Below are 18721 nucleotides of genomic sequence, written 5' to 3'. Positions count from 1 at the left end.
CGTAACCCCACGCGAGGCCGGCTGACTCATCGCAGCACGAATCGACATTCGCGAGGAGCACCACAGCGTGGCCGTCAAGATCAAGCTGATGCGTCTGGGCAAGATCCGTCAGCCGTACTACCGCGTCGTCGTCGCGGACTCCCGTACGCGCCGCAACGGCCGGGCCATCGAGACGATCGGCAAGTACCACCCGAAGAACGAGCCGAGCCTGATCGAGATCGACTCGGACCGTGCGCAGTACTGGCTGGGCGTCGGCGCGCAGCCGACCGAGTCGGTGCAGAACCTGCTCGAGATCACCGGCGACTGGCAGAAGTTCAAGGGTCTGCCGGGCACCGAGGGCACCCTGAAGCCGCAGGTCGAGAAGGTCGACAAGCTGGCCCGCTTCAACGAGGCGCTGGCGGCGGCGAACGAGGAGCCGACCACCGCGGCCACCACCCCGAAGAAGAAGGGTGGCGACCGCGCCGGCAAGACCGCTGACGCCGCCCCGGCCGAGGCCGCGACGAAGAGCGACGACGTCGCCGACGCGACCAAGGACGCGGCCGAGCCGGCCACCGAGTCGACCCAGTCGTGACCCTCATGGCGGACGCGCTCGAGCACCTCGTGCGCGGCATCGTCGACCACCCCGACGACGTCCGGGTGGACCTGGTCACCGGGCGTCGCGGCCGGATCCTCGAGGTCCGGGTGCACCCCGACGACCTCGGCAAGGTGATCGGCCGGGGTGGCCGCACCGCCACCGCCCTGCGCAACGTCATCGGTGGTGTGGGCGGTCGCGGCGTGCGCGTCGACGTCGTCGACACCGACCGGTGACGAGTTCCGCACCCGACGACGCCGGCCAGGTCCTGGTCGGCGTCGTCGTGCGCGTGCACGGTCTGCGCGGCGAGGTCGTCGTCGAGCCCCGCACCGACGCACCGGCGGAGCGGTTCGCGCCCGGTGCCGTGCTGCAGGGTCACCGGCCCCGCGCGGCGGGCCCCGGGCCGCTCACCGTCACCGGTGCGCGCGCCCACTCGGGCCGCTGGCTCGTGCTCTTCGAGGGCGTCGCCGACCGCGACGCCGCCGAGGCCCTGCGCGGGGTCCAGCTCCGGCTGCCGACCTCCGCACTCGCCGAGCCGGAGGACCCGGAGGAGTTCCACGTCCACCAGCTGACCGGTCTGCGGGCCGAGCTGGTCGACGGGACCGAGGCGGGCACCGTCACCGACGTCGTCCACGGCCCCGGCGGGTCCCTGCTGGTCGTCCGGCGGCCGGCCGGGCACGAGGCGCTCGTCCCGTTCGTCGGGGCGATCGTGCCCACCGTCGACGTGGCCGGCGGACGCGTGGTCCTCGACCCGCCCGACGGGCTGCTCGACCCGCAGGACTGATCCCGGCCCGGCACCCCTCGTGGTGCCGGGCCGTTCTCACGACCGAGGCGTCAACCAGGGTTGACAGCGCCCCCGCTGTCAACCTATGTTGACAGCCATGAGTGATGCGACGGCGGTGGCCGCGGCGGCGTCCAGCACGGACCCGGCCGTGGGGCTGCGGGCGGTGGTGGCCCTGCGCGAGCTGCAGGAGTCCCTGGAGCAGCTGCAGGTCACCAGCGCCCGCAACCAGGGCTGGTCCTGGCAGCAGATCGCCGACGCACTGCGGATCAGCCGGCAGGCGGTGCACAAGAAGTACCGCGGGCTCGGCCTGTAGAGGGGAGACGCACGTGTTCTTCGAGCGGTTCAGCGACGAGGCCCGTGAGGTCGTCGTCGCGGCACAGGAGCAGGCGCGGACGCGGTGCGCGCCACGGATCGGCCCGGAGCACCTGCTCCTCGGGATCCTGGGGCGCCCCGGTACGCCGGGGGAGGAGCTCCTCGCCGACGCCGGGGTCGACGTGGCCGCGGTGGTGTCGGCGCTGCACGCCACCGATCCGGCCCGCGACGACGAGGCGCTCGCCGCCCTCGGCATCGACCTCGACGCCGTCCGGCGGGCCGCGGAGGACGCCTTCGGGCCCGGGGCGCTCGACCGGGTCCGGCGCGGACGCCGGGCCGGGCACATCCCGTTCGAGAAGTCGTCGAAGAAGGTGCTGGAGCTGTCGCTGCGGGAGGCGGTCCGGCTGGGCGACCGGTTCATCGGGACCGAGCACGTCCTGCTCGGGCTGCTGCACCCGGACACCGCGGCCTCGCAGGTGCTCGACCGGTACGGGGTGACGCTGTACGGGACCCGGCGCGCCGTCGGGCGACGGCGGCCCCGCCGGGCGGGCTGAGCGGGCCCGGTCGTCGGCCCGGTCATCGGCTCAGTCGTCGGTGCCGTCCGGGTCGTCCGGGTCCTCGGTCGGGTCCACCCGGGTCTCCGCCGAGCGCACCCCGTCGGTCTCCGACAGCGCGGCGGCCAGGCCGGGCAGGTCGCCCCGGCCGTCGAGACGCAGGGTCAGCGCCGCGACCCGGACGCCGTCGGTGGCCACCGAGCCGCGGTGCACGGCCACCCCCGCCACCGAGAACCCGGCCGCGGTGCAGCGCTCCAGGACCCCGCGCAGGACGCCGTGGCCGTCGTCGTAGCGGATCCGCAGCACCGGCGGGCGACGACGGCGTCGCCGCACCATCCGCGCGACCGGCTGCAGGCCCCGGGTGACCAGGAAGTGCGCCGCCGTCGCCAGGACGGCCAGCGGGGCCAGGCCCGCACCGCACGCCGTCCCGACCGCGGCGGCCAGCCAGATCGTGGCCGCGGTGGTGAGTCCGCGCACGACGTCCTGCCGGACGAAGATCAGCCCGGCGCCGATGAACCCGATCCCGGACACGATCTGGGCCGCGATCCGGGACGGGTCCAGCGAGACGTGCTCGGTCGCGAGCAGGTCGGCGAAGCCGTACTTCGAGGTGACCATGAACACCGCCGCGCCGACGCCGACCAGCACGTGCGTGCGCAGACCGGCGCTCTTCGCGCCGGCCTCGCGTTCCAGGCCGATCGCCGTCGTCAGCAGCAGGGCGAGCAGCACCGGCGGCAGCAGGCTCCACTGCGCCGCCGTCGACCAGAGTGGCTCGGCCCAGGATTCCGACATCGCGTGACCTCCTTCTGCGCGGGGGGACGGGCGCCTGCGACGATCCGCGCCGTGCGGATCGACGTCGTCACCATCTTCCCGTCCTACCTGCAGCCGTTGCGCGAGGCACTGCTGGGACGGGCGATCGACCGCGGGCTGCTCGCCGTCGCGGTGCACGACCTACGGGACTGGACCCACGACGTGCACCAGGCCGTCGACGACTCCCCGTACGGCGGCGGGCCGGGCATGGTCATGCGCCCCCAGGTGTGGGGCGAGGCCCTCGACGACGTGCTGGCCGGCTCCGACCTGCCCGCCCGGCTGGTCGTCCCGACCCCGGCCGGACGGCCGTTCACCCAGGCCACCGCGCACGACTGGGCGACCGAGCAGCGGCTGGTGTTCGCCTGCGGCCGCTACGAGGGCATCGACGAGCGCGTGCTGCTCGACGCCCGGGCCCGCGGCATCACCGTCGACGAGGTGTCGATCGGCGACTACGTGCTCGTCGGCGGGGAGGTCGCCGTGCTCGTGATGGTCGAGGCCGTCGCCCGGCTGCTGCCCGGGGTGCTGGGCAACCCGCGCTCGGCCGCCGAGGACTCCTTCTCCGACGGGCTGCTCGAGGGCCCGTCCTACACCCGTCCCGAGGTGTGGCGGGAGCTGGCCGTGCCGGAGGTGCTCCGCGGCGGCAACCACGCCGCGATCGCCCGCTGGCGGCGCGACCGGGCCCTGGAACGGACCCGGGACCGGCGCCCCGACCTGCTCGACGCGCTCGGACCGGACGCCCTGGACGCCGCCGACCGCGCCGTGCTCGCCGCCGGGCGCCCCGACGACGACGCCGACGCCCCCACCGCCTGAGCGTTCCCGCCGGTGGGCGTCCCGGGCCCGGCTCCGGGGCCGCGCGGGGGACCGTTCCGTCGTCGCCCGGCGGGCCCCCACCGGCGACCGGCGGTGCCCGGTCCGTCCGATACGACCGGGCCTGCGGAGCCGCTCCGGAGGCCCTCGCACCACCGGGTGTCCGGAGCGATCTGCCCGTCTGGCACTATGGACGGGTTGCCAGCGCCGCGTGTGGTGCCCGGTGACGGTCACGTGTGCCCCCGGTCCCGCCGGTGGTGCCGGCCGTACCGAGCCCGCCACGTGAGGAGCGTCGTCGCCGTACGGCACGACCGCCCCGTGGCCCGGGCGCGATCCCGGATCGACCCGGGACCGGCACCGCACGACCCGCACGAACGACACACGAGGACGGACCGTCGACATGAACACCCTGGACGCACTGGACGCGGAGACCCTGCGCTCCGACATCCCGAACTTCCGCCCCGGGGACACCCTCAAGGTGCACGTGAAGGTCATCGAGGGCAACCGCACCCGTACTCAGATCTTCCAGGGCGTCGTCATCCGCCGCCACGGCTCGGGTGCCCGCGAGACCTTCACCGTCCGCAAGATCTCGTTCGGCGTCGGCGTCGAGCGCACCTTCCCGGTGCACACGCCGAACATCGAGAAGATCGAGGTCGCCACCCGCGGTGACGTCCGCCGGGCGAAGCTCTACTACCTCCGCGACCTCCGCGGCAAGGCCGCGAAGATCAAGGAGCGTCGGGAGACCACCGCGTCCTGACCGTCACCCTGTCGTGACGGACCGGTGACGTAATCTCGACGCGTGGCCTTCCCCGAGCTCCCCGACGACCGCCGGGCCCGCCCCCGGCGGTATCGCGGCAGCGATGTCCCCGAGCGCCCCGGTCGGCGGCGGGCCCCCGAGGACCCGCCGCCCGCCGGTGGTGAACCGGGCGGCGACGAGCAGCAGTGGTTGCTCGGGACCGCGCTGCAGCACGGGGTTCCGGCCCGGCACGGCTCCGCGGACGGTGAGCCCGAGGGCGCGCCGCGCGGGGTCCGTACCCGGCACGCGGGCCTGGAGGACAGCGCCGACGAGGCCCGTCCCCGCGGGCGTCGCTACCGCAACGGGTTCGACGAGCTCGCCGCCGGACGTTCCGGCCGGCACGGCGTCGACGCGGGCGGCCCGCTCCCCGAGGAGCGGCCCGCCCCGGCCACCGAGGGCCCGGACACGCTGCGGGCCCGCTACGCGGCCCGGCTGAACCGGCCCGACGGCTCCGAGCCCGGCGCCGCACCGAACGGCAGGCCGTGGCCGCGGCCCGGCAGCCGCCCAGAGCAGGCCCCGAACCCCCGTCGTCCGGCCCCGCCGGTCGGGCGCCCCGAGGGAACCGGTCGTCACGGCGTCCGCCCGGGTCCCGACCCGCTCCCCTCCGACCGCAGGCCCGGCCGCCGGGCCGCCGGGTCCGACCCGACCACGGCCCCGCCCGCCGGGTTCGACCCGTCCGCCGCGCCACCCTTCCGCGGCCCCGACGCGCCCCGGCGCAACGGCCGGCCCCCCGCCGCCGGCTTCGGCCCCTCCGGCCCCGACGACCACGCTCCCCGCGGCCACGGCGTCGACGGCTACGCGCCCGACGGTCGTGCACCCGAGGGCTACCGGCCCGACGGGTACGCGCCCGACGGCTACGGCCGCCCCGACCCGCGCGGTCGCGCCCCGGGCCGTCCGCCCGTCCGCGCCCGGTCCGCCGAGTACACCGACGGCGCCCACCCGGAGCCCCGGCCCGACGGCGGTGTCCCCGGTCGCCCGGACGGCGCCGTCAGTGGAACCGACCGGGCCGCGCCGCGCGCCGGTCGCCGGCCCGCCGGCCCGCCGGTCGACGGTGCCGCACCGACGACCCGCCGTCCCGTCCCACCGGACGCCGACGGCGCCCCGGGCACCCGTCGCCCGGTCGCGCCGGACCCCGACGCCGCCGCGACCACGCGTCGCCGGGTGTCTCCGGAGGCCGACCCGCGGCACGTCCGCGCGGCCGCCGCCCCGGTCGGCGACGACGTCGACGCCGACCCCGGGACCGCCGCCGTCCCGTACCCCGGCGCCGACGCGCCGGCGCGTCCCCCGCGCCGCCGTCGCGCGGCCGCCGTCCCGGCGGAACCGTCCGAGGACCCCGACGACACCCCCGCCGACCCGCAGGACGCGACGGACGAGCCGGAGCCCGCCACCGGTGGCCGCGCCGCGCGCCGCAGCGGCCCCGTCGGCATCGGTGGCCGGATCGCCGCCCTGACCGGGCGCGGCTCCGCCGCGGCCGCGGCGGGCGAGGAGAAGCCCAAGGCGGCGTTCTGGAAGGAGATCCTGCTCCTGGCCGGGGTCGCCATCCTGCTGACGGTCCTCATCCAGACCTTCCTCGCGAAGGTCTACGTCATCCCGTCGGGCTCGATGGAGACGACGCTGCACGGCTGCACCGGCTGCAACAACGACCGCGTGCTCGTCGACAAGGTCACCTACAACTTCACCGACATCACCCCGGGCGACATCGTCGTGTTCCGGGGCACCGACGGCTGGGCCAGCGAGACCTACAGCGGCGAGGGCAGCGAGAACCCGCTGCTCAAGGGCCTGCAGTCGCTCGGCTCGCTGGTCGGCATCGCCCCGCCGGACGAGAAGGACTTCGTCAAGCGGGTGATCGCCGTCGGCGGCCAGACGGTCTCCTGCTGCGACGCCCTCAACCAGGTCGTCGTCGACGGGCAGCCGCTGGAGGAGCCCTACATCTACTACCTGCCCGAGGCGGGTCCGGCCCGGCAGATCCCGTTCGGTCCGATCACGGTCCCCGAGGGCCAGTACTGGATGATGGGCGACTCGCGGAACAACTCCGCGGACTCCCGGGCGGCCGGGCACGGCCCCATCCCCGAGGCCAACGTCATCGGCAAGGTCCGGCTGATCGTGCTGCCCTTCGACAGGTTCGGCTGGGTCAGCGCGGTCGACCCGCAGACCACGGCCGAGGCGGCCGGGCTCCCGGGGCTGCCCGGCGGGCTGCCGCTGGCGCTGGGCATCATGGGGACCCTGCCGCTCGCGGCCGGCCGGCGACGCGCCCTGCTCGCCCGTGCCGAGGCCGAGCGGTTCCTGCCCGCGACGCGCCCCCCGCACGGGTGGCGCCGGAGAGCCTGACCGGGAGCACCGTGCCGGTTCCGCCCAGCCGCGCCCGTCCCACCGGACGGCCGCGTGCCCGCCGACGCCCCGTACGGGTCCTGCCCGACGGGCTGCGTCCGCCGCGCGCCGTCGTCCGCGACGGCGGCACCTGGACCCTGCAGACGGTGCTGCAGCGCCACGGGCTCGGCCCGGTCGCCGGCGTCGACGAGGCCGGTCGCGGTGCGAGTGCCGGACCGCTCGTCGTCGCCGCGGCGGTGCTGCGGCCCGCGGACGCGAAGGCCCTCGACGGGCTGACCGACTCCAAGCTGCTGACCCCGGCCGCCCGCGACCACTGGTACGACCGCATCCGCGCCCGGGCGCTGGACCACGCCGTCGTCGTGATCCCGGCGGCCGACGTCGACCGCCGCGGGGTGCACGTGGCCAACATCGAGGGCATGCGCCGCGCGGTGGCCGCGCTGAGCGCGGTCCGGCCCGGCTACGTCCTGACCGACGGCTTCCCGGTCCGCGGCTTCGGCCGCCCCGCCCTCGCGGTGCCGAAGGGGGACCGGGTGGCGGCCTGCATCGCGGCGGCGTCGGTGCTGGCCAAGGTCACCCGGGACCGCATCATGACCGCGCTCGACGCCGAGCACGACCGCTACGGCTTCGCCGTGCACAAGGGCTACAGCACCCCGGACCACGAGGCCGCGCTGCGTGCACACGGGCCCTGTCCGGAGCACCGGTTCTCCTTCGCGAACGTCGCCGCGGTGGCCGGGCGCGAGGTCCCGGCGGGGCTGGTCCACAATGGGGCGCTCCCCGAGCAGGAACCCGACCCCGGAGACCCGGAGGACACGGTCGGGGCGTGGGAGCCGTTGGAGATCGTCACAGGAGGAGCGGGCCGGTGAGCGCCGAGGATCTCGAGAAGTACGAGACCGAGATGGAGCTCACGCTCTACAAGGAGTACCGCGACATCGTCGCCCAGTTCTCCTACGTCGTGGAGACGGAGCGTCGGTTCTACCTGGCCAACTCCGTCGACGTCGCCCCGCGCAACGCCGACGGCGAGGTCTACTTCGAGGTCCGCATGTCCGACGCGTGGGTGTGGGACATGTACCGACCGGCGCGGTTCGTCAAGAACGTGCGGGTGGTGACGTTCAAGGACGTCAACATCGAGGAGCTCGACACCCCGGACCTGCGGCTCCCCGACGACGACCAGTTCCCGGGCTGAGCGCGTAGCAGACCCCACCGACGGTTCCGCCGCCCCGGCGGCGCGGCCGGCGGTGCCCGTCCCCAACCGGCGGATCCGTCCACAGCCGGCCGATCCACCCCCGCGACGGGCCCACCCGGCCCGATCGTGGACCCATGGCAGCGAAGGACGAGCTCGGCCGCCGCGGTGAGGACACCGCCGCCGAGTACCTCGAGCGGGCACACGGGATGGTCGTGCTCAGCCGCAACTGGCGGTGCACGCACGGTGAGATCGACATCGTCGCGGTCGACCCGCAGCAACGGCTGGTGTTCTGCGAGGTCAAGACCCGTTCCGGGCTCCGCTACGGCGAGCCCGCCGAGGCGGTGACGCGCCGCAAGACACGCCGGATACGGCTGCTGGCGAAGGCGTTCATGGCCGCCCACCGGGTGAGCTGGGTCGAGATCAGGTTCGACGTCGTGGCGGTCCTGATCCGGCCCGGCCGGCCGGTCACGCTCACCCACTACCCGGCGGCGTTCTGATGCGGCCCCCGGCACGGATCTGGTCGGTGGCGCTGCACGGCGTCGACGGCGTCCCCGTCGAGATCGAGGCGGTCATCGGCGGCGGGATGCCCGGCGTGCACCTCGTCGGCCTGCCCGACGCCGCCCTCAACGAGTCCAAGGACCGGGTCCGGTCCGCGATCGTGCACTCCGGCCGCACCTGGCCCAACGAGCGGATCGTGCTCGCCCTCTCCCCGGCGACGCTGCGCAAGACCGGCAGCCGGTTCGACCTCGCCCTGGCGCTCGGCGTCCTCGTCGCCGCGGACGCGGTGCCGCCCGACCGGCTGCGCGGCACCGCGCTGCTCGGCGAGCTCGCCCTCGACGGCAGGCTGCGCCCGGTGCTCGGGGTGCTGCCCTGCCTGCTCGCCGCCCGCGACGCCGGGATGGTCCGCGCCGTCGTGCCCCGTGCCGCGCTCGCCGAGGCCGCGCTGGTCGACGGGATCGAGGCGTTCGGCGCCGACAGCCTCGGTGACGTCCTGGACTGGGCGGCGGGCAACCGGCTGCTGCACCGGCACGACGGCGGGCAGGAGCAGGCCCCGGCCGTCGCAGCGCCCGAGCTGGCCGACGTGCTCGGCCAGCACGACGCCCGGCGCGCCCTGGAGATCGCCGCCGCCGGCGGGCACCACCTGCTGATGGTCGGCCCACCCGGCACCGGCAAGACGATGCTGGCCCAGCGCGTGGTGGGGCTGCTGCCCGAGCTCGACCGCGCCGAGGCACTGCAGCTCGCCGCGATCCGCTCGGTGGCCGGCCGGCTCGGCGACACCGGGGCGCTCAGCACGGGTGCGCCGTTCGTCGCGCCGCACCACTCGGCGTCGACCGCGGCGCTGCTCGGCGGGGGCAGCGGCGTCGCCCGGCCCGGCGCGGTGTCGCTGGCCCACCGCGGGGTGCTCTTCCTCGACGAGTGCCCGCACTGGCCCGCCTCGGTCCTCGACGGGCTGCGCACCCCGCTGGAGGAGGGCGAGGTCCGGCTGTCCCGCGCCGACGGCACCGTGCGCTACCCGGCCCGGTTCCAGCTCGTCCTCGCGGCGAACCCGTGCCCGTGCGCACCGCCGATCGACCGCGACTGCACCTGCCGCCCCGACGCCCGCCGCCGCTACATGTCCCGGCTGTCCGGCCCGCTGCTCGACCGGGTCGACCTGCGGGTGGCGATGGAGCCGGTGACCGCGCTGCGGGTGACCGAGCAGCGGGGCGAGGACACCGCGACCGTCCGCCGCCGGGTGCTCGACGCCCGCGCCGCCGCCGTCGCACGCTGGTCGGAGCACGGGTGGCGGTGCAACGCCGAGGTGCCCGGCCCCGCCCTGCGGACCCGCTTCCCGCTGCCCGCCCGGGTGATCGCACCGCTGGAGGCCCGGCTGCGGGCCGGGGACCTGAGCGCCCGCGGCGCGGACCGCGCGCTGCGGGTCGCGTGGACGCTCAGCGACCTCGCCGGGGCCGACCGGCCCGACCGCGGCCTGGTCGACGCGGCGCTGTACTTCCGTGAGCGGGGTGCCGCGTGAGCGCCCCGGTCCCGGCCGTCCGCCCGGCTACCGACGCCGGCGCGGTGCCCGAGGAGGTCCTGCGCGCCCGCGCCTATCTGCTGCGCTGCGTCGAACCCCCGAACCGGCACCTCGTCGCCCTGGTCGACCGGTACGGGCCGGTCGAGGCGGCCGACCGGCTGCGTCGCGGTGCCGTCCCCGACGAGCTGCTGCGCGCCGCGGCGGCCCGGCGGGGCGCCGACCGCTCCGGGGCCGACCTGGAGGCGGCCGCGGCCGCCGGGGCACGGCTGCTCGTGCCGGAGGACCCGGGCTGGCCGTCGTGGCCGTTCCGGTCGTTCGCCGAGGCCCCGCGGGCCGACCTCGCGCCCCCGATCGCGCTGTGGGCCCGCGGGCCGGGGGAGATCGCGGCGCTCGCCGACCGGTCGGTCACCGTCGTCGGGTCCCGTGCCGCGACCCCGTACGGGCTGAACGTGGCCGCGGACTTCTCCGCGACGCTGGCCCGGCGCGGCGTCGCGGTCCTCTCCGGCGCCGCGTTCGGGATCGACGCGGCCGCGCACCGCGGGGCGCTCGCCGTCGACGGCGCGACGGTCGCGGTGCTGGCCTGCGGCCCGGACCGCGTCTACCCGGCCGCGCACACCGGTCTCCTGGAACGGATCGCCGCGACCGGTCTGGTGCTCACCGAGTACCCGCCCGGCACGATCCCCGGCCGGCTGCGGTTCCTCGTCCGCAACCGGCTGCTGGCCGCACTCGGTGTCGGGACCCTCGTCGTCGAGGCCGGGGCACGCAGCGGGACGAAGCGCACCGCCGCCGACGCGACCGCGCTGGGGCGCCCGCTGATGGCGGTGCCGGGCCCGGTGACATCGGGGATGTCGGTCGGCTGCCACGAGCTGGTCCGCTCGCACCAGGCGGGCCTCGTCGGGCGGCCCGAGGACGTCCTGGAGGTCGTCGGCCGGCTGGGCGTGGACCTCGCCCTGCCGCCGCAGGGGGAGTCCCGCCCGACCGACGGGCTCGACCCGCGGGTGCTGGCGGTCCACGACGCGCTGCCCGCCCGTGCCGCGTGGCCACCGGGACGGATCGGGGAGGCCGCGGGCGTCGGTCCCGACGAGCTGCGCGCAGCGCTGACCGAGCTGGAGGACCGTGGGCTCGCCGAGTACCACCAGGGGCTGTGGCAGCGTCCGGCACGCCGGGCGGGTCCTTGACCGGGGCCCCGCGGCGGCGGACCGTCCGGGCATGGCGCGCACAGAGTCCTCCGGTCCCGCGGGGTCACCCCGTCCCGCGGCCACCGAGCCGGCCCCCCGCGCGGTCGACGGACCGGCCGTGGGTCCGGCGGGCGCCCGCGCCGCGGGCGACGGGCTCGCGCCGGAGGTCGCCACCGCGCTCGAGGAGTTCACCGGGCACCTGCGCCACGAGCGGAACCGCTCGCCGCACACCGTCCGCGGCTACCGCTCGGACCTCACCGACCTGCTCTGCGGGCTCCCCGGCCTCGGAGCGCTCGACCTGGACCACCTGCGCCGGCGGCTCGGCGCGGCGCACGCCGCCGGCGCCGGGCGGGCCACCGTCGCCCGGCGCACCGCCGCGGCCCGGACCTTCTGCGCCTGGGCGGTGCGCACCGGGCGGCTCGACCACGACCCGGCCGCACGGCTCGGGTCGCCGCGCGCGGGCACCGTCCTGCCGGAGGTGCCTGCCGTGGCGGAGACCGCGGCGGTGCTCGACGCCGTGGCCTCCGGTGCGGCGGAGGACGCCCCGGAGGCGCTGCGCGACCTGCTGGTCCTCGAACTGCTCTACGCGACCGGGATCCGGGTCGCGGAGCTGTGCGGGCTGGACGTCCGGGCGGTCGACGAGTCCGCCCGCACGCTGCGGGTCCGGGGCAAGGGCGACCGGGAACGGACCGTCGTGTTCGGGGTCCCCGCCGCACGCGCCCTGCGCCGCTGGCTCGACCACGGCCGACCGGCGTTGGCGACCCCGTCGTCGCCGCCGGCGCTGCTGCTGGGCGTACGGGGCGGGCGGCTGGACCCGCGCGTCGCACGGACCGTCGTGCACCGCGCGATCCGGGCGGTACCGGGCGTCCCGGACGTCGGACCGCACGGGCTGCGGCACGCCGCGGCGACCCATCTGCTCGAGGGCGGGGCCGACCTTCGTTACGTACAGGAGTTACTCGGTCACGCTACGCTGTCGACGACACAGCTCTACACGCATGTGACCGTCGACCGGTTGAAGGTGGTTCATGACCAGGCGCACCCTCGGGCCTGAGGCGTCCTCCACGACGTCCCGCCGTCCCGATGCGTTCCCCACCGCCCTGGCCACGGTCCTCGACCGGAGGGCCGCGGGTGCCGACACACCCCGCGCGGCCGTCCTCGGCCCGGTCCACGACCCACCCGGGCACCCGCGCCGCGGCCTCCTCGACACTCCCACCGGACGGCCACCGGCGGGCGCGGCCCCGGCGTGCATCGCGCTGGTCCCGGCGACGGACCGGGCGCCCCGCGACACGCCCGACGGCGCGCCGGGTCACCTGAACGAGACCGTCGAGCCGGCGGTCGTGCCGCTGTGGCGCGAGTTCCTCGCCACCCGCGGCCCCGCCGCGCGACGATGCCTGGTCGAGCACCACGCCCCGCTCGTGCGCGGTGTGGGGACGAAGCTGGCGGTGCGGCTGCCGTCGTCGATCGAGCTCGCCGACCTGCTGCAGTCCGGGACGTTCGGTCTGATGGAGGCCGTCGACCGGTTCGACCCCGCACGCGGGATCCGCTTCGAGGCCTACGCGGTCCAGCGGGTCCGGGGCGCCATGCTCGACGAGCTGCGCGCCCAGGACTGGGTGCCCCGCACCGTGCGGGCGCGCAGCCGCGAGGTCGAACGGGCCCGTGAGGCGGTGCAGTTCCGCGCCGGGCGTCCCGCGACCGACGGCGAGCTCGCCGCGGAGCTGGGCGTCGCGGTGCGTGACCTCCGTCAGGCCCGGCGGCCGATGTACCTGGTCAGCGCCGAGGACCTCGGTGCGGGCGGCCCGGCGCGCTCACCGCTGTCGACGCTCCCGGCCGACGACTCGGTGGACCCGGCGACCGCGGCGGTCCGGAGGGAGACCGGGGAGGAGCTGCGTGCCGCGATCGGGCTGCTGGGGGAGCGGGACCGGCTGGTCCTGCGCCTCTACTACGTCGAGAACCGGACGCTGGCCGAGATCGGCGGGGTCCTCGGGGTCACCGAGTCCCGGGTCTGCCAGCTGCACGCCCGGATGATCACCCGGCTGCGGGCGTCGATGGAGCCGGCGCTGGCCGGCTGACCTGCACGGGAGCGACCTCCGCGGGCTCCGGAGCTCCCTCCCACGGCAGCAGCCGGACCCGGGGAGGCCGCAGCAGGACCAGCGGGTCCAGGTGGTCGAGCCGCTCCCGGCGCACGCCCCAGTGCAGGCAGGCCGCGGCCGGGCACCCGGTGTGCCCGGGTTCCAGCGTTCCCACCGGGTCACCCCCGAGGAGCCGCGCCCCGGCGACGACGGCGGCGGTCACGGGCTCGTAGGTGCTCCGCAGCCCGTCGGGGTGGTCGACCGAGACGACGCCGCGCCCGGCGATCCGCCCGGCGAACACCACGACCCCCTCCCGCGCGACGAGCACCGCCTGCCCGGGGGAACCGGCGAGGTCGGCGCCGCGGTGCCCGCGGCCGTAGCGGAACGCGGGCTTGCGGAACACCGCGGTGACCGCCGGGGGCGGGAGCAGCGGCCACGCGTAGTCCGCCCCGGGGGCCGGGATCCCCGCTCCGGGCGGCCGCGGCGGTGCGGGCGCCGGGCCCGCTGCGTCCGGGGGCCCGCCCGGAGCGGGCCCGCCGCCGGGCGGAGGCGGGATGCCGTCGACCCCGGGAGGTGGCTCCGGAGTCGGGACGGCGGTCTCCGGTGCGGCGACCACCGGTGCGGCGACCACCGGTGCGGCGACCACCGGTGCGGCGACCGCAGCTCCCGGCGGCACGAGCGCCACCCCGGTCACCACCACGGCGAGCAGCACCGCGCCCGCCCGCAGCCCGGCCCGCCATCCCGGGCGGAACACATGACGCGGGCTCCGGGGCGGGGGAGGCGCGGCCGACGGGGGGAGAGGCACCCGTCCAGCCTGCGACGACGACCGTTCGTCGCCGGGGTGGACCGTCGCCCTGTGGACGTACCGGCCGGTTGTGGACAACCGCCACCGGAACCGGGCTCCGCCGCGATCGGCCCGGAGGCACCGGCGTACACTGGGGTCCGCACCACGTCCGTCGTGGTGACTTCGCGCGCCCGCTCGCCCGTCGCGCCGTCCCCCAGGGTACGGCGTCGGGAGCGGAGGCCGGGCGGTCCTGCGATCCCGACGTCACGCTCACGTGTGACCAGGGGGAACGGGTCCGGCCCCGCCGCGGGCGCCAGGGTGGTCCACCGACCGGTGGGCCCACGAACCGCCTGCGCGGCGTCCGCCGCGCCCGACCGAGAGGTGAACGCAGGCCATGGCCGTCGTCACCATGAAGCAGCTGCTCGACAGCGGCGTGCACTTCGGGCACCAGACCCGTCGCTGGAACCCGAAGATGAAGCGCTACATCCTCACCGAGCGCAACGGCATCTACATCATCGACCTCCAGCAGACGCTGTCGTACATCGACCGCGCCTACGAGTTCGTGCGCGAGACCGTCGCGCACGGCGGGACGATCATGTTCGTCGGCACCAAGAAGCAGGCCCAGGAGGTCATCGCCGAGGAGGCGGCCCGGGTCAACATGCCGTACGTCAACCAGCGCTGGCTGGGCGGCATGCTCACCAACTTCCAGACCGTCCACCGTCGCCTGCAGCGCCTCAAGGAGCTCGAGGCGATGGAGCAGAACGGTGGCTTCGAGGGCCGCTCGAAGCGCGAGATCCTCACGTTGACCCGTGAGAAGGACAAGCTCGAGAAGACCCTCGGCGGTATTCGCGACATGTCCAAGGTCCCGTCCGCCGTCTGGATCGTGGACACCAAGAAGGAGCACATCGCCGTCGGCGAGGCCCGGAAGCTCAAGATCCCGGTCGTCTCCATCCTGGACACGAACTGCGACCCGGACGAGGTCGACTTCCCGATCCCGGGCAACGACGACGCGATCCGCTCGGCCGCGCTGCTGACCAAGGTCATCGCCAAGGCCGCCGCCGACGGTCTGGTCTCCCGTGGCCAGCGCCGGGGCGAGGGTGGCGAGGCCGCCGCCGAGCAGCCGCTCGCCGAGTGGGAGCAGGACGTCCTGGCGGGCAACGAGGTCGGCTCCGACGGTGCCAGCCTCTCCGCCGCCGGTGGCGACGGTGCGGCGGCCGCGGCCGCCCCCGCCTCCACCAGCAACGGCACCCAGAACTGAGTGCGCGCGTCCGGCGGGCCCGCACACCGCGGGCCCGCCGGACGCGACCCGGTGACCCATTCCCGTCACGACCCAGAGGACGAGAGACACCCGATGGCGAACTACACCGCCGCCGACGTCAAGCGGCTCCGTGAGCTCACCGGCTCCGGGATGATGGACTGCAAGAAGGCGCTCGAGGAGTCCGAGGGCGACTTCGACAAGTCCGTCGAGCTCCTCCGCATCAAGGGCGCGAAGGACGTCGGCAAGCGCGCCGAGCGCGCCACCGCCAACGGCCTGGTCGTCGCCGAGGGCGGCACCCTGGTCGAGCTGGACTGCGAGACCGACTTCGTCGCCAAGTCCGACGACTTCATCGCGCTGGCCGAGAAGATCCTCGCCGCCGCCGTCGAGCAGAAGCCGGTCGACCTCGAGGCCCTCCGTGAGGCCAAGCTCGAGGGCACCACCGTCGGCGAGGCCGTGCAGGAGCTGTCGGCCCGCATCGGCGAGAAGTTCGAGCTGAAGCGCTACGCGCAGGTCGCCGGCCAGGCGGCCGTCTACCTGCACAAGCGCGCCACCGACCTGCCCCCGCAGATCGGCGTCCTGCTCGCCTACGAGGGCGACGACGCCGAGGCCGCCCGCGGTCTCGCGATGCAGGTCGCGGCGGCCCGGCCGGAGTACCTGACCCGTGAGCAGGTCCCCGCCGAGATCGTCGAGAACGAGAAGAAGATCGCGGAGGCGACCGCCCGCGAGGAGGGCAAGCCCGAGCAGGTCCTGCCCCGCATCGTCGAGGGCCGGGTCAACGGCTACTACAAGGACGTCGTGCTCCTGGAGCAGGCCTCCGTCGTGGACCCGAAGAAGTCGGTCAAGGCCGTCGCCGACGAGGCGGGTCTGACCATCAACGACTTCGTGCGCTTCGAGGTCGGCCAGAACTGATCCTTCCCACCCCCGCCCGGGTGGTGCTCCGCGCACCGCCCGGGCGGAGGGTGAGAGGATCGTGACCGCCAGCGAGTACGACCAGGCCGGGGGATGCAACCGTGATCGAGGAAACCCTCTTCGACGTCGAGGAGAAGATGGAGAAGGCCGTCACGGTCGCCCGTGACGATCTGGCGTCGGTGCGTACCGGCCGGGCCACTCCGAACATGTTCTCCCGGATCGTCGTGGACTACTACGGCGCGTGGACCCCGCTGAACCAGCTCGCCTCGGTGTCGATCCCCGAGGCGCGGATGGCGGTCATCAAGCCCTACGACGCCAGCCAGCTCAAGCAGCTCGAGAAGGCGATCGCCGACTCGGACCTCGGGGTCAACCCGTCGAACGACGGGCAGATCATCCGCGTGATCATCCCGCAGCTCTCCGAGGAGCGGCGCCGGGACATGGTCAAGGTCGCCCGCGGCAAGGGCGAGGACGCGCGCGTCGTGCTCCGCGGCCTGCGCCGCAAGGCGATGGACGAGCTGCACCGCATCCAACGTGACGGCGAGGCCGGCGAGGACGAGGTCGCCCGCGCCGAGAAGGAGCTGCAGGGCGTCACGGACCGCTACGTCGCACAGATCGACGAGCTGGTCAAGAACAAGGAATCCGAGCTCCTCGAGGTCTGAGCCCGGTGCCCTCCTCCTTCGACGCCGCCGTCCCCGTGACCTCCGATCTCCCCGGTGACGGGCCGGCCGGCGTGTCGGCGAACCCGGACGTGCCGAAGCCCGTCCGGGGACAGAAGGGGTACAAGCGGTCCCGGCTGGGTCGCAACCTCGTCGCGGCGATCGCGGTCGGCGTCGGGCTCGGCGTCATCATCCTGCTGAGCCTGCTGATCCAGCGTCAGGGCTTCGTCCTGGTGCTCGCCTGCGTCACCGCGGTGGGCACCTGGGAGCTCGCGGGCGCGCTGCGCCGGGGCGCCGACATCCGGGTCTCGCTGCCGGTGCTGCTGGTCGGCGGACAGGCCGTCGTCTGGCTGTCCTGGCCGTTCGGCCTCCACGGGGCCGCGGTCGCCCTCGCCGCGACGGTGCTGGGCTGCCTGCTGTGGCGGATGCGGACCGGCGCGGCGCACTTCGTGCGCGACATCAGCGCCTCGCTGTTCGTCGCGGTCTACGTGCCGCTGCTGGTGGCCTTCGCCGTGCAGCTGACCGTCGCCCCGGACGGCGTGGGCCGGGTCCTGACCTTCCTGCTCTGCGTGGTCGCCTCCGACGTCGGCGGGTATGCGGCGGGCGTCGTCGCGGGCCGGCACCCGATGGCCCCCACGATCAGCCCGAAGAAGTCCTGGGAGGGCTTCGCGGGCTCGCTGGTGGCCGGGATGGCCGCGGGCTCGCTCTGCATCGGGCTGATGCTCGACGCGCCCTGGTACTGGGGGCCGCTCGTCGGTGCGCTGCTCGTCGCGACGGCCACCCTGGGCGACCTGGTCGAGTCGCTGGTGAAGCGCGACATCGGCGTCAAGGACATGGGCAACCTGCTGCCCGGGCACGGCGGTCTGATGGACCGCCTGGACTCGCTGCTGCCGACCGCGTTCGTCGCCTGGGCGATCCTCGGGATCGTCGTCCCGATCGCGTGAAGCGCACCTACCAGGGGTTCGGCGGCCGGCCGAAGCCCGGCCCGGCCATCCCCAGCCCGAACATCTGGAACTGGCCCGAGGTCTACGAGACCGAGAACCGCGCCCAGGACGCCGACGGCGAACTCTGGGCCGCGCTGTGGGACGGGACCGGCGGCTGGGCGGGGGCCGATGTCGTCGACGTCGGCTGCGGGGACGGCTTCCACCTGCCGCGCTTCGCCGAGCAGGCCGCCACCGTCACCGGCGTCGAGCCGCACCCGCCGCTGGTCGAACGGGCACGACGGCGCGTCGCCGGTGACGACCGCATCACCCTGCACACCGCGGGCGCCGAGCGGCTCCCGCTGCCCGACGCCTGCGCGGACCTGGTGCACGCCCGCACCGCGTACTTCTTCGGGCCGGGCTGCGAACCGGGGCTCGCCGAGGCCGAACGGGTGCTGCGCCCGGGCGGGGTGCTCGCCGTCGTCGACCTGGACTTCACGGTGCGCCCCTACGGCACCTGGCTGCGGGCGGACCTGCCCCGCTACGACCCGCCCGCGGTCGACCGGTTCTTCGCCGCCCACGGCTTCGCGCTGCGCCGGGTCACCTCGACCTGGCGGTTCGAGCGCCGCGCGGACCTGGAGGAGGTCCTGCGCATCGAGTTCTCCGCCCGGACCGCGCGCCGGGCGATCGACGACGTCGCCGACCGCACCGTGCGCGTGGGCTACCGGCTCCACACCCGGCGCCGCGCCGACGGCCTCGTCCTGCCGTCCTGAGCCCGCGGCGCGGGGAGCGGC

Annotated in this window: 22 protein-coding genes; 20 read left to right on the top strand and 2 right to left on the bottom strand. The window is 75.7% G+C overall.

The genetic code is table 11. The annotated features are described in order from the left end of the window. The first annotated feature begins 67 nt into the window (after window positions 1–67). The 5 genes from rpsP (at window position 68) to WHI96_RS07345 (ending at window position 2221) form a co-directional block, all read left to right on the top strand. Window positions 68–571, top strand: coding sequence for a 30S ribosomal protein S16 (rpsP, locus tag WHI96_RS07365; RefSeq protein ID WP_345642936.1), 504 nt, complete (start codon window positions 68–70; stop codon window positions 569–571). A gap of 5 nt (window positions 572–576) precedes the next feature. Then, complete coding sequence (locus tag WHI96_RS07360) at window positions 577–807, top strand: RNA-binding protein (protein ID WP_149663515.1); 231 nt, start codon at window positions 577–579, stop codon at window positions 805–807. Further along, window positions 804–1355, top strand: a complete 552-nt coding sequence (rimM, locus tag WHI96_RS07355) for a ribosome maturation factor RimM (protein WP_073578178.1) — start codon at window positions 804–806, stop codon at window positions 1353–1355. Before WHI96_RS07360 ends, rimM begins: the two co-directional genes overlap by 4 nt. Window positions 1356–1452: 97 nt before the next feature. Then, a complete protein-coding gene (locus tag WHI96_RS07350) occupies window positions 1453–1668 on the top strand; it encodes a helix-turn-helix domain-containing protein (RefSeq protein WP_345642932.1) in 216 nt (71 codons plus the stop codon). A 13-nt stretch (window positions 1669–1681) separates the two neighbouring features. Further along, entirely contained in the window at window positions 1682–2221 is a 540-nt protein-coding gene (locus WHI96_RS07345) for a Clp protease N-terminal domain-containing protein (protein ID WP_345642929.1), read from the top strand. 30 nt (window positions 2222–2251) lie between these two features. Here WHI96_RS07345 and WHI96_RS07340 read toward each other — a convergent pair whose 3' ends face one another. Then, complete coding sequence (locus WHI96_RS07340) at window positions 2252–3010, bottom strand: MgtC/SapB family protein (RefSeq protein WP_345642927.1); 759 nt, start codon at window positions 3008–3010, stop codon at window positions 2252–2254. Window positions 3011–3061: 51 nt separating this feature from the next. Between WHI96_RS07340 and trmD the strand changes: the two genes are divergently transcribed. From trmD to WHI96_RS07290, 10 genes are all read left to right on the top strand, one after another. Then, complete coding sequence (gene trmD / locus WHI96_RS07335; RefSeq protein ID WP_345642990.1) at window positions 3062–3838, top strand: tRNA (guanosine(37)-N1)-methyltransferase TrmD; 777 nt, start codon at window positions 3062–3064, stop codon at window positions 3836–3838. Window positions 3839–4235: 397 nt separating this feature from the next. Further along, window positions 4236–4592: a 50S ribosomal protein L19 gene (rplS, locus tag WHI96_RS07330; RefSeq protein WP_060714490.1), complete on the top strand. Its 357-nt coding sequence runs from the start codon at window positions 4236–4238 to the stop codon at window positions 4590–4592. 42 nt (window positions 4593–4634) lie between these two features. Further along, window positions 4635–6959 (top strand): signal peptidase I, encoded by a 2325-nt coding sequence (gene lepB, locus WHI96_RS07325; protein ID WP_345642923.1) that lies wholly within the window; start codon window positions 4635–4637, stop codon window positions 6957–6959. A 92-nt stretch (window positions 6960–7051) separates the two neighbouring features. Continuing rightward, window positions 7052–7822: a ribonuclease HII gene (locus tag WHI96_RS07320; RefSeq protein ID WP_345642987.1), complete on the top strand. Its 771-nt coding sequence runs from the start codon at window positions 7052–7054 to the stop codon at window positions 7820–7822. Next, window positions 7819–8142, top strand: coding sequence for a DUF2469 domain-containing protein (locus WHI96_RS07315; RefSeq protein WP_020627284.1), 324 nt, complete (start codon window positions 7819–7821; stop codon window positions 8140–8142). Before WHI96_RS07320 ends, WHI96_RS07315 begins: the two co-directional genes overlap by 4 nt. Before the next feature lie 134 nt (window positions 8143–8276). Then, window positions 8277–8639: a YraN family protein gene (locus WHI96_RS07310; protein WP_062401027.1), complete on the top strand. Its 363-nt coding sequence runs from the start codon at window positions 8277–8279 to the stop codon at window positions 8637–8639. After that, the gene (locus WHI96_RS07305; protein ID WP_345642919.1) at window positions 8639–10153 is read left to right on the top strand and encodes a YifB family Mg chelatase-like AAA ATPase; all 1515 of its coding nucleotides are present in this window, start codon (window positions 8639–8641) and stop codon (window positions 10151–10153) included. Before WHI96_RS07310 ends, WHI96_RS07305 begins: the two co-directional genes overlap by 1 nt. Next, window positions 10150–11331, top strand: a complete 1182-nt coding sequence (locus WHI96_RS07300) for a DNA-processing protein DprA (protein WP_345642917.1) — start codon at window positions 10150–10152, stop codon at window positions 11329–11331. The genes WHI96_RS07305 and WHI96_RS07300 overlap by 4 nt, the downstream gene beginning before the upstream one ends. 31 nt (window positions 11332–11362) lie before the next feature. After that, window positions 11363–12382, top strand: coding sequence for a tyrosine-type recombinase/integrase (locus tag WHI96_RS07295; protein ID WP_345642913.1), 1020 nt, complete (start codon window positions 11363–11365; stop codon window positions 12380–12382). Further along, window positions 12357–13400, top strand: coding sequence for a FliA/WhiG family RNA polymerase sigma factor (locus WHI96_RS07290; RefSeq protein WP_345642910.1), 1044 nt, complete (start codon window positions 12357–12359; stop codon window positions 13398–13400). The genes WHI96_RS07295 and WHI96_RS07290 overlap by 26 nt, the downstream gene beginning before the upstream one ends. Here WHI96_RS07290 and WHI96_RS07285 read toward each other — a convergent pair. Next, window positions 13357–14154 (bottom strand): M23 family metallopeptidase, encoded by a 798-nt coding sequence (locus tag WHI96_RS07285; RefSeq protein ID WP_345642907.1) that lies wholly within the window; start codon window positions 14152–14154, stop codon window positions 13357–13359. The genes WHI96_RS07290 and WHI96_RS07285 overlap by 44 nt on opposite strands. 424 nt (window positions 14155–14578) lie before the next feature. Here WHI96_RS07285 and rpsB point away from each other — a divergent pair, with 424 nt between their 5' ends. The 5 genes from rpsB to WHI96_RS07260 all read left to right on the top strand — a co-directional run bounded on the left by rpsB (window position 14579) and on the right by WHI96_RS07260 (window position 18700). Continuing rightward, window positions 14579–15442 (top strand): 30S ribosomal protein S2, encoded by an 864-nt coding sequence (gene rpsB, locus WHI96_RS07280; RefSeq protein ID WP_062401033.1) that lies wholly within the window; start codon window positions 14579–14581, stop codon window positions 15440–15442. 93 nt (window positions 15443–15535) lie between these two features. Then, window positions 15536–16351, top strand: a complete 816-nt coding sequence (gene tsf / locus WHI96_RS07275; protein WP_345642902.1) for a translation elongation factor Ts — start codon at window positions 15536–15538, stop codon at window positions 16349–16351. Window positions 16352–16452: 101 nt separating this feature from the next. Then, the gene (gene frr, locus WHI96_RS07270; protein WP_020622047.1) at window positions 16453–17010 is read left to right on the top strand and encodes a ribosome recycling factor; all 558 of its coding nucleotides are present in this window, start codon (window positions 16453–16455) and stop codon (window positions 17008–17010) included. A gap of 5 nt (window positions 17011–17015) precedes the next feature. Continuing rightward, window positions 17016–17951, top strand: a complete 936-nt coding sequence (locus WHI96_RS07265) for a phosphatidate cytidylyltransferase (protein WP_345642899.1) — start codon at window positions 17016–17018, stop codon at window positions 17949–17951. Then, entirely contained in the window at window positions 17948–18700 is a 753-nt protein-coding gene (locus WHI96_RS07260; RefSeq protein WP_345642896.1) for a class I SAM-dependent methyltransferase, read from the top strand. The genes WHI96_RS07265 and WHI96_RS07260 overlap by 4 nt, the downstream gene beginning before the upstream one ends. Window positions 18701–18721: the final 21 nt, after the last annotated feature.

Source organism: Pseudonocardia tropica (assembly GCF_040105315.1).
In the GTDB taxonomy this organism is placed as follows: Bacteria; Actinomycetota; Actinomycetes; order Mycobacteriales; family Pseudonocardiaceae; genus Pseudonocardia; species Pseudonocardia alni.
This window is presented reverse-complemented; position numbering and strand designations above follow the sequence as displayed.